This is a genomic window from Roseibium sp. MMSF_3544, assembly GCF_030732845.1.
Lineage (GTDB): Bacteria > Pseudomonadota > Alphaproteobacteria > Rhizobiales > Stappiaceae > Roseibium.
Genome location: NZ_JASHKA010000007.1, coordinates 103,254 through 127,762 on the forward strand (window position 1 = coordinate 103,254; position 24,509 = coordinate 127,762).

Here is a 24,509-nt window from a genome sequence, read left to right on the forward strand (position 1 = left end):
TTCCTCCCAAACCAAAGGTTCAAATTGCCGGACGGGTTCCGTCCCAAGCGTCCTGCAAAAGGTTGCGAATGGATTCGCGGTCGATCGGACGCGGGTTCCAGTAGGGGTTTTCGGTAGCGATGTCGGCAGCGCGGTCCAGGTCCGCCTCGCTCAAGCCGAGGTCCTTAAGCGCCTGCGGCGCTCCGATCTTTTCGGAAAAGTCGAACAGGCCGGCGCCCGGTGTCGCGCCGAAGAGTTTGGCCACCGGTTCCAACTGGTCGGGCACCGCGCCGGCATTGAAGCCGACCGTGTGCGGCAGCATGATCGCGTGGGTTTCGGCGTGCGGGGTGTCGAAACTGCCGCCGAGCGTGTGGCAGATCTTGTGATGCAGCGCCATGCCGACAGTGCCGAGGACCGTGCCGCAGAGCCACGCACCATAGAGCGCTGCGGACCGGGCCTCGGCATCTGCCGGATCTGCTGCAAGCAGAGGAAGCGCCTCGCTGAAGGCTCCAAGACCTTCAGCCGCCATGAGGCTGGAAACGGGATTGCGGTCCTGCGCATAAAGCGCCTCGGCCGCGTGGGCCATGGCATTGAGACCGCTGGTGATCGTCATGGGAAGGGGAAGACCAGTCGTCAGATCGGGATCGTAGATGACCACTTCCGGCAGGATGCTGTCGCCGCGGACAGTTGTCTTTCGGCCGCCTTCGGTCTGGCCGAGGATCGGTGTGACTTCCGAGCCTGCATAGGTCGTCGGGATGACGACCTGGGGCAGATCGGTCCTGTAGGCAATGGCTTTGCCGAGGCCCGTGGTGGAGCCGCCGCCAAGCGCGACCACACTGTCTGCACCGGTCTGTTTGACCACTTCCATCGCTTCTTCGGTCACATCGACCGGGGTATGCATGGCGGCTTTCGCAAAAACACCGACCGAAAGCCCGCCGAGTTGCTCGGAAAGCGCAGCGGCGTCGTCGGCCTGGTGGGGCGTCGACAGAACCAGCGCCTTGCCACAGCCGAGTTTTTCGACCCAGTCACCTGTCTCGGCGCGTTTGCCGGCTCCGAAAACGATATGGGCTGCGCTGCCTCTGTAGGTGAACGCGCGGGTCATGCATCATGCTCCTGCTTGTGCGGGTTGAGCCTGAAGTCGATGTCGAGCTTCAGAGCGGCGTCCGATCCTGCGCCAGTCGCAGCGAAGTCACCGACAAGGCCGGGTTTGACGCTGAAGAGCGGGTCTTTGCCGAGGTTGGGATCCTCGCTGTCGAAGATCTGCGTGGTCAGGGTCTCAAACCCGTCTGCCGTCACCTGAAAATAGATATGCGCCGGACGGCAAAGCGGAGCGCCCAGTTTGCCGAGGAGGTCTCCAAGCGGTCCGTCTTTCGGGACTTCGTAGCCGGATGGACGGATGGTGCGATACGAGACGCTACCTGCATCGTCTGAGACAAAGTGACCGCGCAGGTTATGTTCGGGCTGCAAGTCTGGCTGCTGGTTCTCGTAGTAGCCCTGGGCGTTCGCTTGCCAGGTTTCCACCCGTGCTCCGCGAACTGGCCGGTCATCAAGGTCCAAAAGACGGATGGTGACGTCAACCGGTGTGCCGGCACCATCCAGACAGATGTTTTCGCCATGGTTCATGACCGGAACGTCCGGCCGGTAGAACGGACCACGCATCGTATTGGGCGTCGCGTTTGCGGGCCGGTCGGAATTGAGCGCATCGATGAGCGTGGACATGCCGAGGAGATCGGAGACCAGAACCCATTCCTGCCGTCGGTCGTCGCAAAGGTGGCCGACTTCGGTGAGAAACTCGATTGCGGCACGCCAGTCTTTCAGCGTCGGACGGGTTTCGCGCACGATTGCATGGAGGTGTTCGGCGATCTTGCACAGCACCAGGGCAAGCCGTTCGTCTGACGTCGTGTCGAGCCGGTCTGCAAAGAGACGCTCAGACCTTTCCGCTTCAAAAAAGGCAATGTCGGACATGCCAGCCATGGTTCCTCCCAACGGTCAGTTTCTGACCTTGGTGAAACGTTAACGGGCGGCAAAAGTGCGGTTGATGATTTTTCGAGCCGAGTTTATAACAAATTGCTATGAAACTCGATGAGCGGCATCTGATCCAGTTGGCTGCGGTGGTCCAGACCGGAAGTGTCACCGAGGGCGCCGAGCTCCTGGGCATGACCCAGCCCGCAGTCTCGCGAACCTTGTCTTCTATTGAAAAACGGCTTGGAGAGCCGCTTTTCCTGAAAGGCCAGAGGCCCCTTCAGCCAACGCCGCTTGCGCGCGCACTGGCCGACCAGGGAATGGTAATGCTGACGGCTTCGCGCAAGGCGTCGGAAACGGTTCAGAACTTCAGGGAAGGCAAAGCGGGAACCGTGCGCGTCGGCGGGACGCCCTTTTTCATGGACGCGCTCATTTCCAGTATGACCGCGGAGTTCCAGAACACCTATCCGGACATCCGGGTCGATCAAAGCTACGGCTATGTCAAGGATTTGAGGGAAGCCGTGCATGCCGACCGGATCGACCTGGCGATCTGTCCGATCGACATTCTGGGCGAGGGGTCCGGGCTGGTGTTCGAGGAGATCCTGCCGGGACGCAACGTCGTTGCCTGCAGCGTGCTGCATCCGTTGCTGGGCAGGCGAAAAACCGGGGCACAGGAGCTGCTTGAGTTTCCATGGATTGCGCCGCCGCCGGGCAGCCCGCTTTACGCAGACCTTCATTCAATCCTCCTGTCGCTGGGCGCGACCGAGATCAAGGTCAGGTATTCAGGAGGGTCGCTTGCAAGCGTGATCAACTACATGACGCGCACCAATGCGCTGACGGTGCTGCCACACAGCGTCGTCTTTGCCTATCGGAAGGAAAGGACGATGACCGCGTTGCCGTTCCAGATTCCGCATCCGGATCGGGCGCTCGGGATCTTGCGGCTGGCCGATGCGCCCTACCTGCCTTCCGTCGACAAATATGCGCAGCACATCGCCGACAGCTTCGAGAACCTCAGGCACCTGATCAAACGTCACGAGGATGCCGTCGTCTGGGGCGGTTGAGCAGGTTCAAGCAGGACGCTTGTCATGAACCCGAGGACAGAAAGTCCTCGGCAAGCTCGACCCAGAATGCTGCGCCTATCGGCAGAGCGTCGTCGTTGAAATCGTATTTGGGGTGGTGAAGCGGTGGATCGTCATCTGTCTTCGCTGTTCCGAGCAGGAAATAACATCCGGGCTTTTCCTCCAGGAAGTAGGCAAAGTCCTCGCTTCCCATGATGGGACGCTGCATGTCCGCAACCTTCTCTTTGCCGGCAAAACGTTCCGCCAGACTGCGCACATATCGTGTTTCGGCTTGCGGATTGATCAACGGCGGATAACTGCGGTCATAGTTGATTTCCACGCGCATGCCGTAGCTTGCGGCCTGGCCTTCGGCAATGGCGTGGACCCGCCTTTCCAGGTCGTCGCGTACCTCCGGATCGAGCGCGCGAATGGTAAGCTGCAATTCGGCGCGTTCCGGAATTACATTGCTGACACTGCCGCCATTGAAGGCACCCACGGTGATTACCGCCGGGTTCATGGGATGGATGTTGCGGGCAACGATTGACTGAAGCGCCATCACGATGCTGGACCCGCAAACGATCGGGTCGGCTGTGGATTGAGGCTCGGCGCCGTGCCCGCCCTGGCCAATGACGGTGATATGGCATTCATCGGCCGCCGCCATCATCGGGCCTTCGATGAAGGCGAAATGACCAAGCGGAAGCGATGGTTCGTTGTGCAGGCCAAAGACCGCATCGCACGGAAAACGCTCGAATAGCCCATCATCCATCATCAGGCGCGCGCCGCCGAAGTTTTCCTCTGCCGGCTGGAAAATGAGGTGGATTGTTCCATCAAACTGCCGGCGCTCGGCCAGCATTCGCGCTGCGCCCAGGAGCATTGCCGTGTGGCCGTCATGACCGCAGGCGTGCATGACGCCTTCATGCGTACTTGCATACTCCAGTCCGGTTTCTTCCTGGATCGGCAGTGCATCGAAATCGGCTCGCAGTCCGATGCTTTTGGTCTCCGAACCGTTTTTCAAACTTGCAACGATCCCGGTTCCCGCCAATCCGCGCGTGACGACATAGCCGAGCGCTTCGAGTTCTGCCGCGATGAATTCGGAGGTCTTGAATTCGGACAGGCCGATTTCCGGGATTGCGTGAAGATGGCGCCTTGTGGCGACCAGAGCGGGATCGATGTTTGGGAACTGGATGGTCATGCAAGCCCAGGAAAGATTCAGACTGAGGGCGGTTTCTTGCGCCCGCTAGGAGGCTGCAGCTTTGCACTTGCCCAGTAATTATTCAAGCGTATAATAACAGCGCCGCATCCCCGAATTTTTGGTATCCGCGCGGTCTCACGTGATCATCTAGAAAAGGCCGGTTCCTCGCGTTGAAACCTCCACTCGAAACGCCAAGTGCTTGTGCGGCTATGGACCGGCCCGTCTGTTTGCCTGGAGCCAAGATGAAATGAGCCGCCGCAGCTTTCATCGCGCCAGTGAAGCTGAGCGGCGCAGGGACCTTATCGTTGCGACGCTCGACTGTATTGCGGAATGTGGTTTGCAGAACGCAACCGTGCGTGAAATCGCTGCCCGAGCCGGGGTGACCCAAGGGCTGATCCGACACTACTTTTCGAGCAAGGATCTTATGCTCCAGGCTGCTTACCGGGACCTGATGGCCAGCATGGTCGCGAGCGCCGAGAATACAGCAGACCACCGTCCTTTGACCGCGCGTCGAAGGTTGCGAGAATTCATTGTCTCCAATCTGAGCGCCCCAGTCGCAGACGCAAAGAAACTGTCCCTTTGGGCAGCCTTCATCAGCCATGTCAGGGTCGATCCGGTATTCGCGGAGATCCACAAGGAGAACTATCTCGCCTTTCGCGACACTGTGGAAGGGCTTGTGGCGGACGTGCTCACGGATGCCGGGCAGGATCCGGATCCGGCGCGGTGCCGCGAACTTGCGATCGCGCTCAACGGCCTGATTGACGGCTTGTGGCTCGAGGGCACTTTGGTTGACGACCTTTTTGCCGAAAAACCTGCGGCCGAAATTGCCATCCGGTCTGCCGAAGCACTGCTAGGCGGGATCAGCCTGGCAGATGAACTCCACGCAAGTTGAAAGATCCTAGTATGCGATATGCCTCAATAACCGACCGTTTGGCCCATCTGGGATCCGGCAAGTGGAGCCTGCACCTCAAGGCGCGCGAGATGGCGGCCAATGGCATTGATGTTATCGAGCTGACGATCGGTGAACCGGATATTCTGCCGGACACGGCGTTGTTGGATGAAGCCAGTCACGCCATGAGAAGCGGCCGCACGCGCTATTCAAACGGGCGCGGCGAGCCGGGTGTCCTTGCGGCGCTTGCAGGAAAGTACCGTCAGCGACGGCAAGACGTGACCGAGCGCAATATCTTGTGCTTTCCCGGAACCCAGACAGCGCTGTTTGCCGTCATGCTGGGACTTGTTGAAACCGGTGATGCCGTCCTCGTCTGCGACCCGCTTTACGCAACTTATGAAGGGGTTATAGCGGCATCCGGCGCGTCAATGGTTCCTGTGCCGCTTCGGCCGGAGAAGGGGTTTCATCTTCAGGCAGAAGACCTGGAAAAAGCGGTTACGCGGAACTGTAGGGTTCTTCTTCTGAACACGCCGCACAACCCCACTGGAGCGACTCTGACCCGCGATGAAATCGCGGCGATTGGTGAGGTTTGCCGACGTCACGATCTTTGGATCGTGTGCGACGAGGTCTATGAAGAGCTGATTTTCGACGGCGCGTTCGCGTCTCCGTTCGACGACCCTGCATTGGAAGAGCGCACCATTGTCGTCTCATCGATTTCAAAGTCGCATGCCGCCCCCGGTTTCCGGTCCGGGTGGGCGGTCGGGCCAGAGGAATTCTGCACCAGGCTTCTGGCCGTATCGGAAACCATGTTGTTCGGTGGCCAGCCGTTTATCGCCGACATGACCGCGAAAGCCCTGTCCGAAGACTTCGACACGGCAGCGCGCATGCGTGAACGCTATCGCGGACGGGCCCAGCTGATCATCGAGCGCCTTGCCGGTCAAAATCTATTGCACCCGATGATGCCTGAAGCCGGCATGTTTCTGCTGATCGACGTCAGCGCGATGGGACTGGACGGCGCATCTTTTGCCGATCGGCTTCTGGCGGAAAAACATGTCGCGGTTATGCCCGGAGCTTCCTTCGGCGAGCAGGCGGCAGGGTTCATTCGCTTGTCGCTGACGGTCGATGACGGTCAGCTTGCTGATGCGGTGGAGAGAATTTCCGCATTCTCGAAAGGTCTTGATGGACCTGAAAGAGATCCTGCTCGTGTCCTGGAACACGACCTGTTGACGACGACCTGATCGAAGCTTAGGAGGTCAGAGCGACATCACCAGCGGATAGGTCGCTGCAGCAACCATGCCCGCAAGCATTGCCCAAATGATGCTGCGCGTCAGCGCCATCAGGGCGATTGCAACAAGGATAGCAGCGACCGTTTTGATATCGGCCGTAACGAGGGCAGACGCCACAAGGGCCGCAATCACCGATACGGCAAGACCTTCGAGAAAGCGTTCAACCCTTGGACCGGGTGGCACCCATGCCATCAAGACAACACCGGCGAGCCGCGTTGCGAAGGCCGTTGCCGCGAGCACGGCAACGGCAATGAAGAACGACCCGTCATTCAACATTGGCAAAGGCCGATACCAAGCCGCCGATGACGGCCGCCAGGATAATGTTCCAACCTGTCGGCAGCACAGGATAGGTTGCAACTGAAACAGCGATTGCAGCTGCTGCTGGAAGGGCCATCGTTGTCGCCCTGCGCACCATGCCGAATGCGGTCGCGGCAAAGAAACACAGCATCACGACACCGAAGCCATAGGCGTCAGTGTCTCCGAGCAGATCGCCGCCAAAGGCACCGAGTGCCGTGCTGGAAACCCAGGTAATCCAGAGCATGACACCGCCGCCCATGAGTGGTCCGAGGTCAGTTTCGCCGCGTTGGAGCAGGGTCTGCGTATCTGCAAAATTGGCATCGCTCAGGAACATGATCGTGGCAAGCCGTTTTCCGAGGGGGAGATGATTGAGCCACTTTGACAGGGCTGCGCCCATGATGATGTGCCGGCCGCTCAGTGCGAGCGCAACAAGTCCAAGCGATGCAAAGGCGACCGGGTCATGCAGGAATTCAAGCGAGGCAAACTGGGCTGTCGCCGTGAAGACAAAGGCGCTCATTGCTGTTGCCTGATAAGGGCCGATGCCTTGCTCCACGGCAGCGATGCCAAAGGCAATTCCGAAAGGGACCACAAACATGCAAATCGGGAGCAGGCGGCTCATTCCGCGCAAGACTCCCTGACCTGTCAAAGTGGCGCTGTGTGGGCGTGCTGCTTCCGACTCTCTAACCATAGCAATAGTTAGAATATTCTGTCCGTTGCATGTCAACCCCTATAGAGGTTAGAAGTGGCCATGAGCTATTCGAAGGGACACCCCATCCGTCTGGTCGGCGGCCGGCTTGCGCTCGATTTCGTCAACACAGCCGATTGGACGGCGGACGGAAAGGTCGCGCATGAAAAACTCGTCTCTCTGGCGGATCTGGAGACATGGTTGAAGGCTGCTCAGGTGAAAATTGATGACGACCATGAGTTGGCGGATCTCGTGCGTTTTCGGCGAGACCTTCGGGAAATGCTGCGGGCAGGCGAGACGCGGACCGCTCTGAACGAAGTGCGTAAGCTTGAATTCAGTGGCGCTTCGGACGAAGCGAAGTCAGCGCAGTTTCCGCCGCTCAAGGCGCTGCTGGCCGCGTCGGCAATTTCGGTCCTGTGTGACCCGAAAGAGTATGGCCGTATGAAAATGTGCCCCGGAGATGACTGCGGCTGGCTCTTCATCGACGAAACCAAAAACAGCAGGCGCACATGGTGTTGCATGGAAACATGCGGCAACAGAGCAAAGGCCGCGCGGCACTATGCCCGGCGGAAAGATCGCAACGTCACTTGAAGATGTTCCTGACGGCCGATTTGACTCTGAAACTCTGTCGGTCGCGGTCAATTCCGTGCTGAAAAGCAGCCGTGTTTGCGGTCAGGGATCGTTCTTTTCTAAGCACTTGGTTCAATACACAGCGCCGGTAATTTCTGCGCAAGAAATCCAAGAGGGCTTTGAAACGGGACAGCGTCACGATTTTTTTGGCGTAAAAGTCTTAAAAACCGCAGAAATCTGCCGGTTTATTACACTCATACCTAAGTATTAACCTTCAAGATTATTAGTATAGCTACGTATTCTAATACCTAAGTATCGTAATTCGTAAGTAGTGTTGAATCCCATTGGCGTGCTGGTAGTTTCCCGATCTCAGTTCTGATCATTCATCAGTTTTGGTCTGAAAAGGTGTTCTGAAGCCGTTGCCGGGTCCGAGTGAGGCGGGCGCGACGTACGGTTTGGAGCAGACGGGGAAACTGCGCCATGTTGCCATTGGATTTGACCGTGTCTACCGAACCGGATTGCGCACTCCGTGCATCCGCCTTTTCCAAATTGAACCTCTAAACCTCAGCCCTGCAACCGTCGCGGCAGCACTTCACTTGGCATCATGCGTGAAGCACGAAGGCCGGTGCGGCGACGAGGAGCAGGGGATTGGAAGTCGGAGCCGCAGATTGCCGCGGTTTCCTGGAAACAAACGGACGAACTGGAGGAGACGACATGTCCGAAAAGCCATCCCAAAACGGATACTGGTCCGCAAACATGCGGATCATTTCGATCAGCCTCGTGATCTGGGCGCTGGTCTCTTTCGGGTTCGGCATCCTGCTGCGCCCGCTCCTGAGCGGGATTCCCGTCGGCGGCACAGATCTCGGTTTCTGGTTCGCTCAGCAAGGTTCAATCCTTGTCTTCCTGGCGATCATTTTCTTTTACGCAGCCTGGATGAACAAGGTCGACCGCGAACACGGTGTGGACGAAGAATAGGGGCATCTGACAGATGGATCAGTTTACTATCAATCTGCTGTTTGTGGGCGGCTCCTTCGCGCTCTACATCGGCATCGCGATCTGGGCCCGGGCGGGCTCGACTTCCGAATTCTACGCGGCCGGGCGCGGCGTGCATCCGGTCACCAACGGAATGGCCACCGCGGCGGACTGGATGTCGGCGGCATCGTTCATTTCCATGGCCGGCCTGATCGCCTTTACCGGTTATGACAACAGCACCTTTCTGATGGGCTGGACCGGTGGCTACGTGCTGCTGGCGCTGCTGCTTGCGCCTTACCTTCGCAAGTTCGGCAAGTTTACCGTTTCCGAATTCATTGGTGACAGGTTCTACAGCCAGACGGCCCGCATCGTGGCGGTTGTCTGCCTGATCGTGGCCTCGACAACCTACGTTATCGGACAGATGACCGGCGTTGGTGTTGCCTTTGGCCGCTTTCTGGAAGTGGACAACACGACCGGTCTTCTGATCGGCGCCTGCGTCGTGTTCGCCTATGCCGTTTTCGGCGGTATGAAGGGTGTGACCTACACGCAGGTGGCGCAGTACGTGGTCCTGATCACGGCCTACACTATCCCGGCGATCTTCATTTCGCTGCAGCTGACCGGTAATCCGATCCCGGGTCTCGGCCTGTTCGGAAACGATGTTGCCAGCGGTGTGCCGCTGCTCACCAAACTGGACCAGGTGGTGACGGAGCTTGGCTTCAACTCCTATACCGCTCACCATTCCAACACGCTCAACATGGTGCTGTTCACGCTGTCGCTGATGATCGGTACAGCTGGTCTGCCGCACGTGATCATGCGCTTTTTCACCGTGCCGAAGGTTTCCGATGCCCGTTGGTCCGCAGGCTGGACGCTGGTCTTCATCGCGATGCTCTACCTGACCGCTCCGGCAGTCGGTGCCATGGCACGCCTCAACATCACCGAAATGATGTGGCCGAACGGCGGGATCAATGGAGGTGCGGTTGCCGTCGAAACGATTGCCGAGGATCCAAAATACGACTGGATGGATACCTGGCAAAAAACCGGTCTGCTCGATTGGGAAGACAAGAACGGCGACGGCAAGATCCAGTACTACAATGACGCCAATGCCGACATGCAGGCACTTGCCGAGGAAAAGGGCTGGTTGGGTAACGAGTTGACCAAGTTCAACCGTGACATCCTCGTTCTCGCCAATCCGGAAATCGCAAACCTGCCGAGCTGGGTGATCGGTCTGGTCGCAGCCGGTGGTCTTGCGGCCGCGCTCTCGACCGCGGCGGGTCTCTTGCTCGCGATCTCCTCGGCGGTGAGTCATGACCTGATCAAGGGGGCCTGGAACCCGCAAATCTCTGAAAAGGGAGAATTGCTGTCAGCCCGAATTGCCATGGCCGTGGCCATTGTTGTCGCCACGTATCTGGGTCTCAATCCACCAGGATTTGCGGCGCAAACGGTGGCGCTGGCCTTCGGACTAGCCGCGGCGTCGATCTTCCCGGCACTGATGATGGGTATCTTCTCGACCCGCATCAACAACACCGGTGCGGTGGCCGGGATGCTGGCAGGCCTGGTCGTGACGCTGGTCTACATCTTCCTGCACAAGGGCTGGTTCTTCATTCCCGGAACCAACACCTTCACGGATGCCGACCCGCTGCTGGGCCCGATCAAGTCCACATCCTTCGGTGCGATCGGTGCGGCGATCAACTTCCTGGTTGCCTATGTCGTCTCCGGCATGACCAAGGAAACGCCGCAGGCGATCAAGGATCTGGTCGAAAGCGTCCGCATCCCGCGTGGTGCCGGTGTTGCACAGGATCACTGATCCGGATTGCAGGCGGCTGGTTTCCGGCCGCCTGCAACAGGTATGATCCCGTCCTGCCCGGCCCGTCGCCGGGCAGGATTTTTCCGTTTTGGCGAGGCTATCGAGATGTCCCTGAGTGTCGACCAGATATTGCGGTTCCTGAAGTCGCTGCACCCCTATGACGCCTTGCCACACAACGTCCAGGAAAGGCTCGCAGAACGTTTCGAAGTCCGCAGGGTCGAACCGGATGCACATATTTACTCGCTCGGTGAAAGGCTGCCAGGCCTCTTCGTGATTTATGAGGGCGCTGTCAAAATCAGGGACGAAAACAGCGTCATTGTCAGTCATCTGGTGCTGCGAAACACGTTCGGGGAACGCGGGCTTTTGAAAGACGGGAAGGCTGCCACGTCCGCGCAGGCAGACGAACACTCGATCCTTTTGGTCCTGCCTCCGGCCGACTTCCGAAAACTCATGGACGACCAGAAGGTCGTCGCCCGTTTCTTCGACCGGGCCAGAAAGTCGAGCACACGCGGCCGCGATCTTGCCACCAGCCGCGCGGAAACGCTTATGGCGCGCAATCCGATTACCTGCCAGTCCGAAACGACGGTGCAGGAAGCAGCCAGGATCATGCGTGACCGGCACATTTCCTCCCTTTGCATAACGGGCCCGAACGAGACGCTGCTCGGCATTGTCACCAACAGGGATCTCACTGGAAAGATCCTCGCGGAGGGCAAGCCGGTTGAAACCGCCGTTGCCGATGTCATGACGGCGTCACCGCTGACGCTGCCGCCGTCGGCCATCGGAACGGATATCCTGCACCTTATGATGGAACGCTGGATCGGACATGTTCCCATCGTGGAAGGCGACAAGCTGGTCGGCATGGTGACCCAGACCGATCTGACCCGCTTTCAGGCGATAAGCTCCGCTGACATGGTCGGCCAGATCACACGCGCAGGAACCGCCGAAGACATGGCAAAGGTGACGGCGCATATCCCGCAGCTGCTGCTGCAGCTTGTGGCTGCCGGCAGCCCGCACGAAGTGGTGACGCGGCTGATTACCGATATTGCGGACACGGCAACGAGACGTCTCTTAAGTCTTGCGGAAGACAGGCTTGGCCCGCCGCCGGTTCCCTATCTTTGGCTCGCCTGCGGTTCGCAAGGGCGGCAGGAACAGACCGGTGTCAGCGATCAGGACAATTGCCTGTTTCTGGATGATGGCGTCAGCGATGCAGACAGGGACGGCTACTTCGCGGAGCTGGCAAAATTCGTCTGCGACGGGCTGAACACCTGCGGCTACGTTTATTGCCCGGGCGACATGATGGCGACGAACCCGCGCTGGTGCCAGCCGGTCCGGGTCTGGAAGAGCTACTTCGAGGGCTGGATCCAGAAACCTGATCCGGAAGCGCAGATGCTGAGCTCGGTCATGTTTGACCTGCGCCCAATCGGCGGCCAAAAGGATCTTTACGAAGACCTGCAGGAAACCACGCTGAATGCTGCGGCAAGCAACTCGATTTTCGTGGCGCATATGGTCAGCAATTCACTGAAACATCATCCGCCGTTGAATCTGCTCAGAGGTCTGGCAACCATTCGCAGCGGAGAAAACAAGAACTCACTCGACATGAAGCTCAATGGCGTTGTGCCGATTGTCGATCTTGCGCGAATTTACGCGCTTCAGGGTCAGATCACGGTTGTGAACACAAAGGCACGTTTGCTGGAGGCGCGGGCAAACGGACGGCTCAGTCAGTCCGGCGGCAGCGATTTGCTGGATGCCTATGACCTGATCGCCGAGACCCGGTTGCTGCACCAGGCCGGCCTGATCAAACTCGGACAAAAGCCGGACAATTTCCTGCAGCCATCGGAATTGTCCGATTTTGAGCGAAGTCATTTGCGAGACGCCTTTGTGGTGGTCAAAACAATGCAGTCATCGATCGGGCACGGACGCGGCATGTTGGGGTAGGAAAGAATTCAGGAGAAACGGGCAGGGGGATAAGCCCGAACTCCAGGCGGGAGGAATGACATGTTTGTGGAATTGATCGCGACCTTCGTCGCCGGTATCGCGGCAGCGGGCCTCGTCATGCTCGTAAACCGCGTGCTGGGTGGGCGCTTGCCGCGCTGGTTTGCCCCTGTTGCCGCCGGCATCGCGATGATCCTGACCACGATTTCAAATGAATACGGCTGGTTCTCCCGCACCAAGGAGGCCTTGCCCGAGGGTCTCGTCATCGCGCTGACGGTGGAAAACAAGGCCTTCTACCGGCCCTGGACCTATATCCAGCCATTCGTCGAGCGTTTCGTTGCCGTTGATATGCAGACGATCCGGCTGCATCCGGAGCGGCCGGACGAAAAGCTTGGTGAAACCTACTTCTTCGGCAGATGGGCACCGGTCAACAAGATCACCTTTCTTGCCGATTGTGCCGGTCATCGTCGCGCGGCGCTTACAGATGCAATTTCGTTTGAGGACGACGGTGCCGTTACCGGTGCGGACTGGATCCCTGTTCCTGCTGACGATCCCATCGTCTCAACAATTTGCGGAGGGAAATGATGTTGATGTCACTCAGTCTTCGCCTGCGAACATTTCTCCTTTTCTTCGGGTCGGCTATCGCCTGCTCAGGCCTGGTCGGCCTGTCGCATTATTTCGCATTCAGCCGGCTGGATGTCGGTGAGGAAATGTCCGCTTTCATGACATCCGGATCCCTGTCGGCTTTTGCGATCGTGGGCGTGACGACGTCTATCTGGATGCTGTTCGACGAGAATGTCGCCAAGCCGATCGAACGCCTGTCGGCAGCAATCCGAACCCGGGCGCATGCGGGCGTTGATGCGATTGTGGATCTGCATGAGTCACGCTTCCTTGGTGACCTCGGACCTGCCGTCAAGGCGGTGACCGGAAAACTGACGGAAGTCTCCGCCGACACAGATGATGTGGTGGCCACCGAAACGGCGCGCCTGATGGCGGAAAAGGCGCATCTGGCCATGCTTTTGACCGAGATCCCGGTCGCGATCATCCTGGTCAGCCCGAACCACAAGATCATGCTTTACGACGGACAGGCTGCCGACGTATTGGGACAGGTGCATGTGCCGCGTCTCAGCGCATCTGTCTTCGACTATTTCAACGAACTGGAGCTGCGTGCTGCGCAGGACAAGCTCTCGGAAGGGCGGACCGAAGTGGTCACGCAGGTCAAGTGCACCCACGGAAACCTGCGCTTCGAACTCCGTCTCAAGAAGCTGAAGCAGGTGCCGGGCTACATGATCCTGGTGGACGGAACGAAAGCCCAGATCGCTCCGGAAGCCGAGCGGCCGCTGATCTACGACTTCGACCTGAACGAACAGGCAAGCGAACACGCGATCGAGAACAGGCCTCTCAAGGATCTCAACTTTGTCGTGTTCGATACGGAAACAACCGGCCTGATGCCCAACAAGGACGAGATTGTGCAGATCGGGGCCGTCCGGGTCGTCAACGGCAAGATCATTCCCGGTGAGAAGGTGGATCAGCTAGTCAATCCGGGGCGTCCCATTCCTCCCGGGTCGTCAAAGGTTCACGGCATTACCGATGACATGGTCGCAGACGCGCCGGACCCGGGCACGGCCGTGGGCCAGTTCCACGGTTTTGCCCGCGACTGCGTCATGGTCGCTCACAACGCGCCCTTCGACATGGCCTTTCTCAACCGGCATGCAAGGATCTGCGGTCTGACCTGGGACCACCCCATGCTCGACACCGTCCTGCTGTCAGCCGTTCTGTTTGGCGATACGGAAGGGCATTCTCTTGACGCCTTGTGCGAGCGGCTCGACATCACGATCCCGCCCGAGCACCGGCATACCGCGCTCGGCGATGCGCAGGCGACCGCCGAGGCGCTGTGCAAGATGCTGCCGATCCTGTCATCGCGGGGCTACACCACCTTTGGCGACGTCATTGCGCAGACCCGCAAGCACGGCAGGCTGTTGAAGGACCTCAACTGACCGCCTGCCGGCTTTCAGGGAATTTCGGCACTCAGTCGAAGACGTGGCCGTGCTGATAACGCTCGTCCTTGCCGGCCGCCTCGGTCAGCGCCGCGACGTTGGACTTGGTGAAGAAGCCGTCGAATGCCTTGCAGCGCTCGATATATTCCGTGATCAGCAGCGTGTGTTGCGAGTGTTTGGAAAAGATCTGTTTCAGATCAGGTGAGTCCTTGCACTCGCCCACGACATGCGCCAGGAACGGCACGCCCTGCTTGCCGAGGATGCCGACGACATAATCGACATTCTTCTGACCAGATGGATGGTCGCCATCCAGGATCTCGACTGCCATGTGATGCATCCTGCGGCCGAAATTGCGGACAAAGTCTTCCGTCGGCATCGGCAGGTTTTCAAATGAATTGACGAAAGAAGGCGTGTTGTTGGCGGTGAAGACCTTTGCAGGCGATCGCTTGTCGTCGGTGACCGACGGGCAACGATTGACGTTGGTCGAGGAATTCATGTCGGAGATATTGTAAGCGCCCCAGAAATAGTAGGGCACCATGGTCTGGAACTCGAGGATCGCGTCTTCGCGCTCGCCTGCGAGAATGCGTGTCGCCATGTGGTCATAACCGAGCATCAGGTCGTTGAGGCCGTGTTCCTCGGCAAAGGTGATGCCGTCCTGCAGCGACGCCTTTTCCTCATCGGTCAGTTCAAGGTGCTCGCCAAGGCCAAGGCTGTCCGGGTCGTTGAAATCGTGATTGCTGTAGCCGATCCGGTTGCCGGTGAAATCCGACGGGGTTGAAAACAGAATGCCTCGCGACGTGTAGAGATCGTTCTCGGTGTCACCAGTGTACTCAAAGCGAATGCTCTGGGCTTCAAGGGTGCTGCGCAGCGTCCCGGTGTCCGGGCAGTGAAACACTTCGCCGACGTAGCGTGTATTCGGCTTCGGACGGGACAGCGGATAAAGCACATTGAGGCGCCGGATATAGTCCTCGTAGGTGTCGGACAACGGCTCCATCAGAATGACAGCCGGGAACTCGGGTTTGTTCTGCAGGATGTGGAACTTGTGCGTTCCGGAAACATAACTTGCCTGGTACCGGTTGGGTGTCATGCGATGTAGCTCGGCCATGGTGGCGACACCGTCGCCTGCTTCGACCTGAATGACGACCGCCTTCATCTCACCAACCAGATCATTGACCCCCGATTCCTGCCGCCGCGCGTAGATTTTCGGCAGATAGGCCTGGAAAAACTCAGAGTTTTTCTTGTCGCCCTTGGGCTCGTAGCCGTCAAAGTCAAAGGGGATCGCGTCCATCGTCCTTGTGTCCTTCAAATGGATTGCAACTGAAAAGGAAACGGGGCCATTAGGCAGGATCGGTGCAAGCCCGTCAATCGGCAGAGACGCAGATTTCGCTGTCCGGAAAAGGGAAGGGGAAGCGGCATGCCGCTTCCCCCTTTTTTACGCTGACAGGGCTTTTTCCAAAGCCGCATTCGCTAGACGATGAAGTCCGCCGAGTTGATCCCAAGCAAAGTGACGGTGCCATCGATCTCTTCGTTGCTTGCCGTGATCTTGAGACCGTCGTCCGTGTCCTCGAAGACGAGATCGGCATTGTCGATCCCCGCGAACACCAACTCGTCAGCGGCCTCGTAGTCAGTAATGACATCGTCGCCAAAGTCTTCGACAAACAAGAAAGTGTCCACGGCCGCGCCTCCCGTAAGGATGTCGTTGTCAGCGCCACCATCGATGAGATCACGGCCATTGCCGCCGTTGATCATGTCTTCGCCTTCCTCGCCAAAGAGCTCATCTCTTCCACGTTGACCGAAGATCATGTCGTCGCCGGCACCACCAAAGACGATGTCCCGGCCACGGCCCGCTTCGATCTTGTCAAAGCCATCGAGACCGAAGATCAGATCTGCGCCTCTTTCACCGGTAATCGTATCATCGCCGGCGGTGCCGATGAGGGTGTCTCTGCCGTTGGTTCCGGCGATCTCTTCACCGGGCACCCCGAAGTTGAACGATGCCACGATCGGCTCGTGATCGGACGTTGGGTCGGTAAAGTCGACATTGGTGTGCACAACGTCCACCTGAGCCCCGTCCAGCAAACCGTCCGTGACGAAGATATGGTCGAGTGCCTGGCTGTTGCCCTGGAAGTTGAACGTATAGCTGTCCTCGGCAAGAACCGAGAGGTTGGTGAGAACCTGCTCATCACCGACACCTGGCAGATCCTCGGTCAGCTCGTCCGTGAAATCAAAGGTGTTGAGGTCGCCGAGCACAACAACGTTTGCGTTCGCATCAGCTGCCAAAAGCGCATCAACAACTTCATTGATGGTTTTTGCCTCAAGCTCTCGCGCATCTTCACCAGCCTGAACAAAGGGTTGCGGGCCGCCAAAGATTGGGGTGGAACCGAAGCGCGACGAGAAGTGATTGTTGATCAACGTGATCTCTTGCCCATTGAATTCAAAAGTGCCGAGCAAGGGATCGCGCGTTCCGTCAAAGGCGGTCGGGTCCGTCACACCCAGGTCAGTGAGCTGTTCGACTTCAAGCGTCTTGATTTCGACGGCTTCCACACGATCCTCGTTATAGAGGAACGCGTTGCGGATGTTGCCACCCGGCACGCCGCCTGTTTCACCGAATTCGTCGACTTCCGCAGACTGGAACGAGTATTCCGGGCCACCGGCCGCGACAATCGCGTCCACCAGTGCCTGCAGCGTTGCATCCGCGCTCAAAATGCCATCGTCGATGGCGTTACCGTCGTCGTCCTCACTGCCGTTTTCGCCGGCAGAGCCATTGTCGTCCTGGATTTCCTGCAAGGCCAGGATGTCCGGGGAGCCGAGATTGGCGACAATCTGTTGGGCGAGGGCTGCGATCTGGTCGCCATCGTTGGCATCGGGTCCGGCGCTGACATTCAGAACATTGTACGTGGCTACCGTCAGATCCCGTTCGCTTGCAGCAATCTCGGTCGTTTCGGCAACATTGTCGCTGGCAGTTTCCACCTCAAAGGTGTCGGTCACCAGAACTTCAAAGTTCCCGAAGGAGTAAGAGACAACGCCCGTGACGTCGCTCAGGTTGTCGCCGACATTCAGCTCAGGCGGTGTGAAGCCATCGGGCAGCAGGTCGAAGAAACCATCGTACTGCATCTGAATGCGCTCAGGATTTACGTCGCCGTATCCATCCGCGTCGGCGTTAAGCGGCAATGCTCCCCGCCCGTTTAGGCCCGGCGTCGTGCCCGCTCCGTCATCGGCCACAAGCCAGGTTTCGTCGAAGCCGTTGGTTGCCGAGATGGCAACGGGATTGTCGACCGTGACACGCATGCCTTCGAGGCTTTCGAAGAAGTCAATGCCGTCAACGTCGGGATTGAAGGTACCTGGCTCGTTTTGCAGGTTTACGGGCAGTTCATCATCGGAGATGACCGTCGCGTCTGGCGGCGTGCGCCCGGCGGCGCCCAGAACAACGGCAACCGGCAGTGCGTTCCCACTCGATAGTACTGTTGAATTGGCTGCGCCTGTATCGGAGATCTGCGTGATCGACAGGTTGCCGGTGGATGCCCCTCCGGGAATGAACTCGGACACCGAGCCTTCAACCTGAACTTCATCGCCTACGGAAATACCGCCGGCATTGCCGTTGCCGACAAAGACGAAGATGGCGTCCGAGGTCGCAGTGTCGCCGTCACCGTCGGGATCCTGCAGGTAGTAACCATTGAAGTCGACCGCAGTGACAATGCCGGTTGTGCGCACAGATTGTCCGGCGTAATCGGAGACGTGACCCGCGCCCTGGATCTCGTAGATGGCCAATTCAGCCGGCCCCTGGACCTCAGCAGAGTTTTCTTCACCCGGCGTGTCGGAACCGACCGCCGGATCGAAGGGACCGATCTGCCAGTCGCCCGTACCGTTCGGCAGACGGAAGACATGACCCGGTACAAAGGTACCGTCCGGTCCGACCTCGGTTTCGCTATAGACGAGGTCGCCGGAGCCGACGGTTTCGATCAGGGCCACACTGTCGACGATCTCGGACCAAGGCGCCGTTTCAGGCGTGCCGTCGTCGTCGGTGTCCAGGTCGTCGCCGACGCTGCCGGTGAAGTCTCTCACCAGAAGATGGGTGACGTTGTCGCCGTTCTCGAAGTTGATCGTTGTCGTGAGGTCCGCCGTGCCTTGTGAGAACGTGGCTTCAGCAGCGACGAAATAGCCATTCTCGTCCAGCGTTTGACCAGACAAATCGATGACCGCTTCGACAACGCCGCTTCCACCGGTGCCGTCACCAATGACAAGATATGTCAAACCGTCCAGTGAGGCGCCGGGAGTGCCGAAGAGCTCGAAGTACTCGTCGTTGTCCGCGTCCGGCTGATCGATCCTGATTTCGTTGATGACGATTTCAGACGGGGTTGGCGGGAGGATATCGTCGAAGACAGTGTCGTCGCGGAACGTGAGATTCTGAATGCGCTCGTCGGAGTCGGGGCCGGTGTCTTCCTCGCTATAGGCCGTGCCGCCCTCGTCCGGATTGAAATTGTCATCGAGATATTCGGCCAGAGCGTCCTGTTCCGTGCCGTCGGCGGCAAAGGTTGCGTCTCCGGTGAACAGATCATCGTCGACCCCGTCCGCATCAAGGTCGATCAGATCAACCCGGTTCGGATTGGACAGGGACGACAGGATTTCATCTCCGGCATTGGCCAGGAAGTTCAGCGTCACGATCCGGAAGCTTTCGGTCGGATCACCGACAATTTGGCCGTCGCGGACAACCTCGGCAATCAGATTGCCGTCCTCGTCGAAGATGCCGGCGTTTATCACACGCTCGCCGGCAACATCGATATTGCCGTCCACGTCGTAGGTCTGAGAGGTTTTCGTCTCGTCGAACGAAAACTTCAGGCCGGAGATCTGCGGGAAGCCGCCCGACACACCTGTCGGCAGGGCACTGACGGCGCCTTCAAGGAAGGCTTTCAGCTCTTCCTTGGTGATGTCGAGCAGCGTCAAACCGTTGTTGAAGGCAAGCGTCGTGGCGATGTCGTTCTGGCTGATGCCGCCCTCCGGTTTGACCACAACGCCGTTGCCGTCGACAACTTCACTGTTAGGCAGCCGCACAGCTTCCGTGCCACCAGCCGGAACGACGATCTCGCCGATGTTAGCGCGAATACCGCCACCGTTCTTGATCGAAATGACAACCGATGAGTCCACTTCCTTCGCGTAGGCGAGGTTCGCGTCCGCGGTGAGGTTGCCGAGGTTGGTCTCCTGGGTCCGCACGCCGTCCGGATCATCCGGTGCAAAAGTGCCCGAACGGTTGCCGTTCAGGAAGACATCCGACACGCCGAAAACATTCGATTCCGTTGCCACGATCTGTTCCTGGATGGCATCGGTGATCGCGTCGATCTCCGGGTCGATCAGACCTTCTGCATTCAAATCCGCAACGCCTTGCGCATCGGTTGCGTAGGCACCGGAAACATTTTCGTCGTAGCTCTCCGGGATGATGTTGCCGTCTTTGTCGAATTCGATCACAAGGCGGCCGACATATTTATAATTGCCGTCCGTGTTCACAACGGCTGTGGAGGTCCCTCCGGCGTTGGTGATGAACAGCGGGTACTGCCCCTGATCGCTGTCTCCGTCGCGGATACGGTCGTTGTCGTCAAAGAGGCGCGTGTTGGAACCGCCGGCCACGATGATGTCGACGTTTTCGAGCCGTGCAGCGAGTTCCTGCTCGATGCTGATCTGCTGCATGTGGCTCAGAAGGATGACCTTGTTGAGCTCGGGATTGTCGGTCAGCAGCTGGTCCACTTCGGCTTGAAGGATGGCCGCAAGTGCGTCCAGTTCCGCGTCGGTCGGGTTCCCGCTGGCCCAGGCCGGGAAAATGCCAAGATCGTCACCGGGGCTCGAGATCGACCGAATTGTGGGGACCGTCGCGCCGATGATCGCGATCTTTTCACCGTTCACATCGGAGATAGTTGAGGACGTGACGACATTCTGGAGCGTGGCTGTGTCCTGTCCACCGGCAACCTCAAGCGGACCAAGGTTGGGATCCGTGGAAAAGTCCAGATTTGCGGAGAGGTAGGGAAACAGTGCACCCGCAAAGTCGGCATCTTCCAGGTCCGTTCCCACGAACGCCGCGTTTTCAAAGTTGCCCACTGCGGAGCCGTCGATCAGACCGGCGAGCAGTCCAGTGCCCAGGTCGAACTCGTGGTTGCCGAGTGCGATGGCCTGGACGCCCAGTTCATTCTGGATCTGGATGTCCGCAATGCCTTGGGAGCCAAAAACGGCCTCGGACGCATCAAAGAAAAGACCTGGGATAATCGCGTCGCCGGAACTGAGTGTCAGAGTGTTGTCAGCTATGCCATCGTTGCCAAGGTCTTCTGCGCGCAGGGCGTTCAGGACACCAGACAGATTGTCGATATTGTCGATCGTCGCGGCATTTGCCTCCTGATCGGCAAAGTGAAGCAGCTCAAGTGTGAAGACTTCAGGATCAAGGCTGATCGCTTCGTCCTTGAACTGAAGAAATTCGACATTGACGTAGGTATCGGTTCCTTCCCTGTTGCCCTCACGCAAGTCTGTGACCGTGCCGGCATCGAAATCGATCTCGTAATATTTACGTTCACCCGAGAAAATCAGGGTGTCGATTCCAGCACCGCCATTCGCGTAATCATCGCCTCGACCTCCCTTGATATTGTCGTCTCCCCGGTTGCCGAAGATGATGTCATTGCCACGCCGCCCGTGAATGTCGTCGTTGCCGCCGAGGCCGAAAATGATGTTGCCCAGCGCGTTGCCCTTGATGTTGTCTTCGCCCGGCGTGCCGATGATCAAGCGCCCGAACCCAAAGCCGAACCCAAAGCCGTAGTCGTCTGGCGACCAACCGAAAAGTGAAGAGAGCCCGCCGTCGAGGCTGTATTTTGAAAACTGGTATCCCCTCAGATTGGCGCTGAAGTTTTCCAGAGCACCGTCCATCATCAGATTGTGACGCTGAACGACATCAAGACCGTCCGTTTCGACAACCGGCTCGAACCTGGACCCGTACTGAAAACCCATAATTGTCCCTCACTTTTACTTAAGGCGTTGACCAATCGTGAGCGGAACTTCAGCATTTGTGTTGAGAAGCTTTGCCGAAATGGCAATTAATTGACTGTAAGCTTTCAATATTACTTAAGTGCCGCCTGTAAATGCATAGGGAGGCGGTGGTATCAGTGTTTTTTGACGAATTAATGAATGGTTAAAATTTAGTTAATGCAGTAAAAATACAGATTAATATTTATACCTAGGCAGCGAAATACTTTTCGCTTTGCCTGAAAGAGGTTGGTGAATTCAGGGAATTTATCAGGTTAAAAGTTTACGCTCTGCAGCCAGGGTGATCGATTTAGTCCCGATGAAAATGCCCTATCGTATCTCAAGGGTGCATCCGGGCGGGCTCAGGTCAGCGCAAAGAAGAAAGGCCACGCTTGCCGGCGTGGCCCTTTCCTGGTGGTTTTTCCTGACGCGCCAGCGTCAAGCCTGTTACCTGCCGCTCAGCACGCGTGCGTTGTCAGCCTGCAGCTTGCGGACCGGAACCGGCTCGCTGCCGTTGAGGTCGCCATAGGCCTGATCCGGGAAATCAGCATAGGCAGCAGCGTTGTTGTTGGTGTTGATGCGAACGGTGTTACCGCTTGAGGAAATCTGACGGCTGGTGAAGACCGGCTCATCACCGGAAGCGTCACCGAAGACACCGCCAAGGTCGATTGCGTGTGCCGAGCCAACAAATGCTCCGGATACGAAGACAGCGGCCAGAAGGGAAGAGACGAGTTTCTTTTGAGTACGCATGGATCAAGCTCCTTGTGGAAATGCTTTCAGTTGGTTCGATGCTTTACCGTGGTTCCGGTGTCTGCATCGCTTTCACAAAAGAAGAACGTCTCTCCTCGTATTTGGTTCCGAAATTTTTTAAAATTATTTTTCCTATATTATAATGAGTCACGCTTCTATGGAGTTTATTTTTAATAGAATTGATTTTATGATCAATTATATTATGTGTGATCTATATCACTCTTCACTTTTTACTTGATAATGCTTCAGTCTCCGAAAGGCTGGCCTGTCCGGTGACCGTTCGAAGCCCGGATTGGAAAAGTGTGTTCGCGGCCCTCGGAAATTTGTCTTTCAAATCCTGCTGTTAGAGATCTTGGTTTTTTCTTGATCACTTCAAGTAACATCTTTGTAAACTAAGCTGTGAAGGGCTTTTCTGTTTTCAGATGTCAACTCGCGATGAACTTGCGTTGAGGTCTATAAATATTTTTTCAGTAATCATTACATCCGGGTCATCGAGACAGCCGCAAGGGAGGGCTAAATGACCCGCTTTCAAGACAGCTTCACTCAAGACCTTCAAGCCGAAATTCCACACATCTGGCGGTTCGCCAGATCCATCGCTGCGACTAGAGAGGCAGCCGATGATCTGGTGCAGACAGCGCTGGAACGCGCATTACGCAACAAAGACCAATATGTGCGTGGAACGAAGCTGCGCAGTTGGCTGTTCGCTATCGTTCGTAATGCCCAACTGGACGAATACCGCAAAAGCGAGCGCCGCGGTGATCATGTGCCGATCGAGGAATGGTATCACGAAGCCCAGTTTGCCCCGGCGCAAGAAAAATATGTTGAGCTGGGCGATGTGGCCAAGAGCATCGAAGGCCTGCGTCCGGAAGAGCGCGATGTCCTGGAGTTGTGCGTGTTTTCCGGCCTGTCACATGACCAGATCGCCACGCAAATGGGCGTCGCTGTCGGAACAGTGAAGAGCCGCCTCTCCAGAGCGCGCCAGGCCTTGGCGGCTTAGGGTACGGACTCATAAATGAAGCCGATTTAGCGGCAGAAATGGCGAAATCACGCAAGGAAGCGTGTGAAGAGCGGGCTTTATGCCCGGTCAAGCGCGTTGACGCTGCGAGGTGAAGCCATTTTGCCGTCCTTCGGATTTGGCCGTTTTGGCCATCTGCTTCGTCGCGAAAGACTTGAAAATGAACCACATTTCCTGCGCTTTCCCTCCTTTCATCTGGTCAAAACGATCCAAACCAAATCGACTTCATTTATGGGTCCGTACCCTAGGGCCGTATCCTAGACTTTGAACTTGCAGATGCCAAAAAGCGGCTGTCTCAGCCGCTCAAACTGCCGAATGCGGTGATATCGGTCCCCTCTGAGCGGCGTTCGCGTGTGTACGCCGCAAATGCACCAGCAGCGTGTTCATTCTGCCAGGCCAGAAGGGCGTCCTTGTAACTTGGCCGCGCTGCAATCCGTTCAAACCAGGATTGCAAATGGGGTGTTCGCTCGAACGGCCAGCCCATAAGGTCAAAACGGTGAACGTTCGGCATCCAGGCAACATCGGCAAGAGAGAACGTATCGCCGGTCAGGAAAAGCCGCCCGTCAGACAACAGGTTGTCCAGTTTCCGGAAGGCATCGTCGGTTCGCGTTACGGCAGCATCTACGCGTGATTTTTCAAAGCCGACCTTAAAGTCACGGCGGAACTGTTTGAGCCACTCGTTCTGATGGTTTTCCTGGAATGCGTCGAAACTCTCTTCCGAACCGCGCTCGACACCTCTGAACAGGAATTCGTGGGTCGCAAGTTTCAGATCGAGCTGAGCTTCGTCGGCAAGCTTCAACAAATCGGGTGATGCAGATCCGGCGAGGTCAGACGCCGGCCCGGCAATCTGCTGTATTATGTCGACGCTTTCGATGAAAAGGTGTCCGTCGTCGACAAATGCCGGAACCAGCCCATTCGGGTGGATCGCCTGGTAGGCGGGGGACGCATGCTCGTCCTTGGCAAGGTCGACGAGGTGCGAGGTGTAGTCCTTGCCCGTTTCCGCGAGCACGATGCGAACCCGCTGTGAACAGCTCGACATCGGCGCATGCCACAAATGAAGGCCTTCAAGATCCTTCAAGCTCGGGTCTCGCGGTTCGATTTCCGGCATGTCGCCTGGCTCCTTCCAATGTA

19 protein-coding genes are annotated in these 24,509 nt (G+C 57.7%); 10 read left to right on the forward strand and 9 right to left on the reverse strand.

Annotated elements, in window-relative coordinates; genetic code table 11:
• Positions 1-19: 19 nt before the first annotated feature.
• Together RBB47_RS12120 and RBB47_RS12125 are read right to left on the reverse strand one after the other, a co-directional pair.
• Positions 20-1,081: a maleylacetate reductase gene (locus tag RBB47_RS12120; protein WP_305986064.1), complete on the reverse strand. Its 1,062-nt coding sequence runs from the start codon at positions 1,079-1,081 to the stop codon at positions 20-22.
• Positions 1,078-1,953: a dioxygenase gene (locus RBB47_RS12125; protein WP_305986065.1), complete on the reverse strand. Its 876-nt coding sequence runs from the start codon at positions 1,951-1,953 to the stop codon at positions 1,078-1,080. Before RBB47_RS12125 ends, RBB47_RS12120 begins: the two co-directional genes overlap by 4 nt.
• A 98-nt stretch (positions 1,954-2,051) precedes the next feature.
• Between RBB47_RS12125 and RBB47_RS12130 the strand changes: the two genes are divergently transcribed.
• Positions 2,052-3,002 (forward strand): LysR family transcriptional regulator, encoded by a 951-nt coding sequence (locus tag RBB47_RS12130; protein ID WP_305986066.1) that lies wholly within the window; start codon positions 2,052-2,054, stop codon positions 3,000-3,002.
• Positions 3,003-3,024: 22 nt separating this feature from the next.
• Here RBB47_RS12130 and RBB47_RS12135 read toward each other — a convergent pair whose 3' ends face one another.
• Positions 3,025-4,191 (reverse strand): M20 aminoacylase family protein, encoded by a 1,167-nt coding sequence (locus RBB47_RS12135; RefSeq protein ID WP_305986067.1) that lies wholly within the window; start codon positions 4,189-4,191, stop codon positions 3,025-3,027.
• 247 nt (positions 4,192-4,438) lie between these two features.
• On the opposite strand from RBB47_RS12135, the gene RBB47_RS12140 reads away from it, so the two are divergent.
• Complete coding sequence (locus tag RBB47_RS12140) at positions 4,439-5,083, forward strand: TetR family transcriptional regulator C-terminal domain-containing protein (protein ID WP_305986068.1); 645 nt, start codon at positions 4,439-4,441, stop codon at positions 5,081-5,083.
• An 11-nt stretch (positions 5,084-5,094) separates the two neighbouring features.
• Entirely contained in the window at positions 5,095-6,318 is a 1,224-nt protein-coding gene (locus RBB47_RS12145; protein WP_305986069.1) for a pyridoxal phosphate-dependent aminotransferase, read from the forward strand.
• 15 nt (positions 6,319-6,333) lie between these two features.
• Here RBB47_RS12145 and RBB47_RS12150 read toward each other — a convergent pair whose 3' ends face one another.
• Both RBB47_RS12150 and RBB47_RS12155 read right to left on the reverse strand, forming a co-directional pair.
• Positions 6,334-6,642 carry an AzlD family protein gene (locus tag RBB47_RS12150; protein WP_305986070.1) on the reverse strand — a complete coding sequence of 103 codons (309 nt, stop codon included), beginning with the start codon at positions 6,640-6,642 and terminating at the stop codon, positions 6,334-6,336.
• Positions 6,632-7,282: an AzlC family ABC transporter permease gene (locus tag RBB47_RS12155; RefSeq protein WP_305986071.1), complete on the reverse strand. Its 651-nt coding sequence runs from the start codon at positions 7,280-7,282 to the stop codon at positions 6,632-6,634. Before RBB47_RS12155 ends, RBB47_RS12150 begins: the two co-directional genes overlap by 11 nt.
• 129 nt (positions 7,283-7,411) lie before the next feature.
• Between RBB47_RS12155 and RBB47_RS12160 the strand changes: the two genes are divergently transcribed.
• The 6 genes from RBB47_RS12160 to RBB47_RS12185 all read left to right on the forward strand — a co-directional run bounded on the left by RBB47_RS12160 (position 7,412) and on the right by RBB47_RS12185 (position 14,623).
• The gene (locus RBB47_RS12160) at positions 7,412-7,939 is read left to right on the forward strand and encodes a CGNR zinc finger domain-containing protein (protein ID WP_305986072.1); all 528 of its coding nucleotides are present in this window, start codon (positions 7,412-7,414) and stop codon (positions 7,937-7,939) included.
• Positions 7,940-8,632: 693 nt separating this feature from the next.
• Complete coding sequence (locus tag RBB47_RS12165; RefSeq protein WP_305986073.1) at positions 8,633-8,893, forward strand: DUF4212 domain-containing protein; 261 nt, start codon at positions 8,633-8,635, stop codon at positions 8,891-8,893.
• 13 nt (positions 8,894-8,906) lie between these two features.
• On the forward strand, positions 8,907-10,694 hold the full coding sequence (locus RBB47_RS12170; RefSeq protein ID WP_305986074.1) for a sodium:solute symporter family protein: 1,788 nt from the start codon (positions 8,907-8,909) through the stop codon (positions 10,692-10,694).
• A gap of 105 nt (positions 10,695-10,799) precedes the next feature.
• The gene (locus tag RBB47_RS12175; protein ID WP_305986075.1) at positions 10,800-12,629 is read left to right on the forward strand and encodes a DUF294 nucleotidyltransferase-like domain-containing protein; all 1,830 of its coding nucleotides are present in this window, start codon (positions 10,800-10,802) and stop codon (positions 12,627-12,629) included.
• 60 nt (positions 12,630-12,689) lie between these two features.
• Positions 12,690-13,211 (forward strand): hypothetical protein, encoded by a 522-nt coding sequence (locus tag RBB47_RS12180; protein ID WP_305986076.1) that lies wholly within the window; start codon positions 12,690-12,692, stop codon positions 13,209-13,211.
• 5 nt (positions 13,212-13,216) lie between these two features.
• Positions 13,217-14,623, forward strand: coding sequence for a PolC-type DNA polymerase III (locus tag RBB47_RS12185; RefSeq protein WP_305986077.1), 1,407 nt, complete (start codon positions 13,217-13,219; stop codon positions 14,621-14,623).
• Positions 14,624-14,654: 31 nt separating this feature from the next.
• Here the strand turns inward: RBB47_RS12185 and RBB47_RS12190 are convergent, their stop codons facing one another.
• The 3 genes from RBB47_RS12190 to RBB47_RS12200 all read right to left on the reverse strand — a co-directional run bounded on the left by RBB47_RS12190 (position 14,655) and on the right by RBB47_RS12200 (position 22,363).
• Positions 14,655-15,911, reverse strand: coding sequence for a hypothetical protein (locus RBB47_RS12190; protein WP_305986078.1), 1,257 nt, complete (start codon positions 15,909-15,911; stop codon positions 14,655-14,657).
• 179 nt (positions 15,912-16,090) lie between these two features.
• The gene (locus RBB47_RS12195) at positions 16,091-21,598 is read right to left on the reverse strand and encodes a 5'-nucleotidase C-terminal domain-containing protein (RefSeq protein ID WP_305986079.1); all 5,508 of its coding nucleotides are present in this window, start codon (positions 21,596-21,598) and stop codon (positions 16,091-16,093) included.
• A gap of 462 nt (positions 21,599-22,060) precedes the next feature.
• Entirely contained in the window at positions 22,061-22,363 is a 303-nt protein-coding gene (locus RBB47_RS12200) for a hypothetical protein (RefSeq protein ID WP_305986080.1), read from the reverse strand.
• Positions 22,364-22,880: 517 nt separating this feature from the next.
• Between RBB47_RS12200 and RBB47_RS12205 the strand changes: the two genes are divergently transcribed.
• A complete protein-coding gene (locus RBB47_RS12205) occupies positions 22,881-23,360 on the forward strand; it encodes an RNA polymerase sigma factor (RefSeq protein WP_305986081.1) in 480 nt (159 codons plus the stop codon).
• A gap of 313 nt (positions 23,361-23,673) precedes the next feature.
• Here the strand turns inward: RBB47_RS12205 and RBB47_RS12210 are convergent, their stop codons facing one another.
• A complete protein-coding gene (locus tag RBB47_RS12210) occupies positions 23,674-24,486 on the reverse strand; it encodes a glutathione S-transferase family protein (RefSeq protein ID WP_305986082.1) in 813 nt (270 codons plus the stop codon).
• Positions 24,487-24,509 lie beyond the last annotated feature (23 nt).

Bases quoted from the DNA above. Each gene is read 5' to 3' on its own strand.
- RBB47_RS12120 (WP_305986064.1), bottom strand. From the start codon at position 1,081: ATGACCCGCGCGTTCACCTACAGAGGCAGCGCAGCCCATATCGTTTTC.
- RBB47_RS12125 (WP_305986065.1), bottom strand. From the start codon at position 1,953: ATGGCTGGCATGTCCGACATTGCCTTTTTTGAAGCGGAAAGGTCTGAG.
- RBB47_RS12130 (WP_305986066.1), top strand. From the start codon at position 2,052: ATGAAACTCGATGAGCGGCATCTGATCCAGTTGGCTGCGGTGGTCCAG.
- RBB47_RS12135 (WP_305986067.1), bottom strand. From the start codon at position 4,191: ATGACCATCCAGTTCCCAAACATCGATCCCGCTCTGGTCGCCACAAGG.
- RBB47_RS12140 (WP_305986068.1), top strand. From the start codon at position 4,439: ATGAGCCGCCGCAGCTTTCATCGCGCCAGTGAAGCTGAGCGGCGCAGG.
- RBB47_RS12145 (WP_305986069.1), top strand. From the start codon at position 5,095: ATGCGATATGCCTCAATAACCGACCGTTTGGCCCATCTGGGATCCGGC.
- RBB47_RS12150 (WP_305986070.1), bottom strand. From the start codon at position 6,642: ATGTTGAATGACGGGTCGTTCTTCATTGCCGTTGCCGTGCTCGCGGCA.
- RBB47_RS12155 (WP_305986071.1), bottom strand. From the start codon at position 7,282: ATGAGCCGCCTGCTCCCGATTTGCATGTTTGTGGTCCCTTTCGGAATT.
- RBB47_RS12160 (WP_305986072.1), top strand. From the start codon at position 7,412: ATGAGCTATTCGAAGGGACACCCCATCCGTCTGGTCGGCGGCCGGCTT.
- RBB47_RS12165 (WP_305986073.1), top strand. From the start codon at position 8,633: ATGTCCGAAAAGCCATCCCAAAACGGATACTGGTCCGCAAACATGCGG.
- RBB47_RS12170 (WP_305986074.1), top strand. From the start codon at position 8,907: ATGGATCAGTTTACTATCAATCTGCTGTTTGTGGGCGGCTCCTTCGCG.
- RBB47_RS12175 (WP_305986075.1), top strand. From the start codon at position 10,800: ATGTCCCTGAGTGTCGACCAGATATTGCGGTTCCTGAAGTCGCTGCAC.
- RBB47_RS12180 (WP_305986076.1), top strand. From the start codon at position 12,690: ATGTTTGTGGAATTGATCGCGACCTTCGTCGCCGGTATCGCGGCAGCG.
- RBB47_RS12185 (WP_305986077.1), top strand. From the start codon at position 13,217: ATGTCACTCAGTCTTCGCCTGCGAACATTTCTCCTTTTCTTCGGGTCG.
- RBB47_RS12190 (WP_305986078.1), bottom strand. From the start codon at position 15,911: ATGGACGCGATCCCCTTTGACTTTGACGGCTACGAGCCCAAGGGCGAC.
- RBB47_RS12195 (WP_305986079.1), bottom strand. From the start codon at position 21,598: ATGGGTTTTCAGTACGGGTCCAGGTTCGAGCCGGTTGTCGAAACGGAC.
- RBB47_RS12200 (WP_305986080.1), bottom strand. From the start codon at position 22,363: ATGCGTACTCAAAAGAAACTCGTCTCTTCCCTTCTGGCCGCTGTCTTC.
- RBB47_RS12205 (WP_305986081.1), top strand. From the start codon at position 22,881: ATGACCCGCTTTCAAGACAGCTTCACTCAAGACCTTCAAGCCGAAATT.
- RBB47_RS12210 (WP_305986082.1), bottom strand. From the start codon at position 24,486: ATGCCGGAAATCGAACCGCGAGACCCGAGCTTGAAGGATCTTGAAGGC.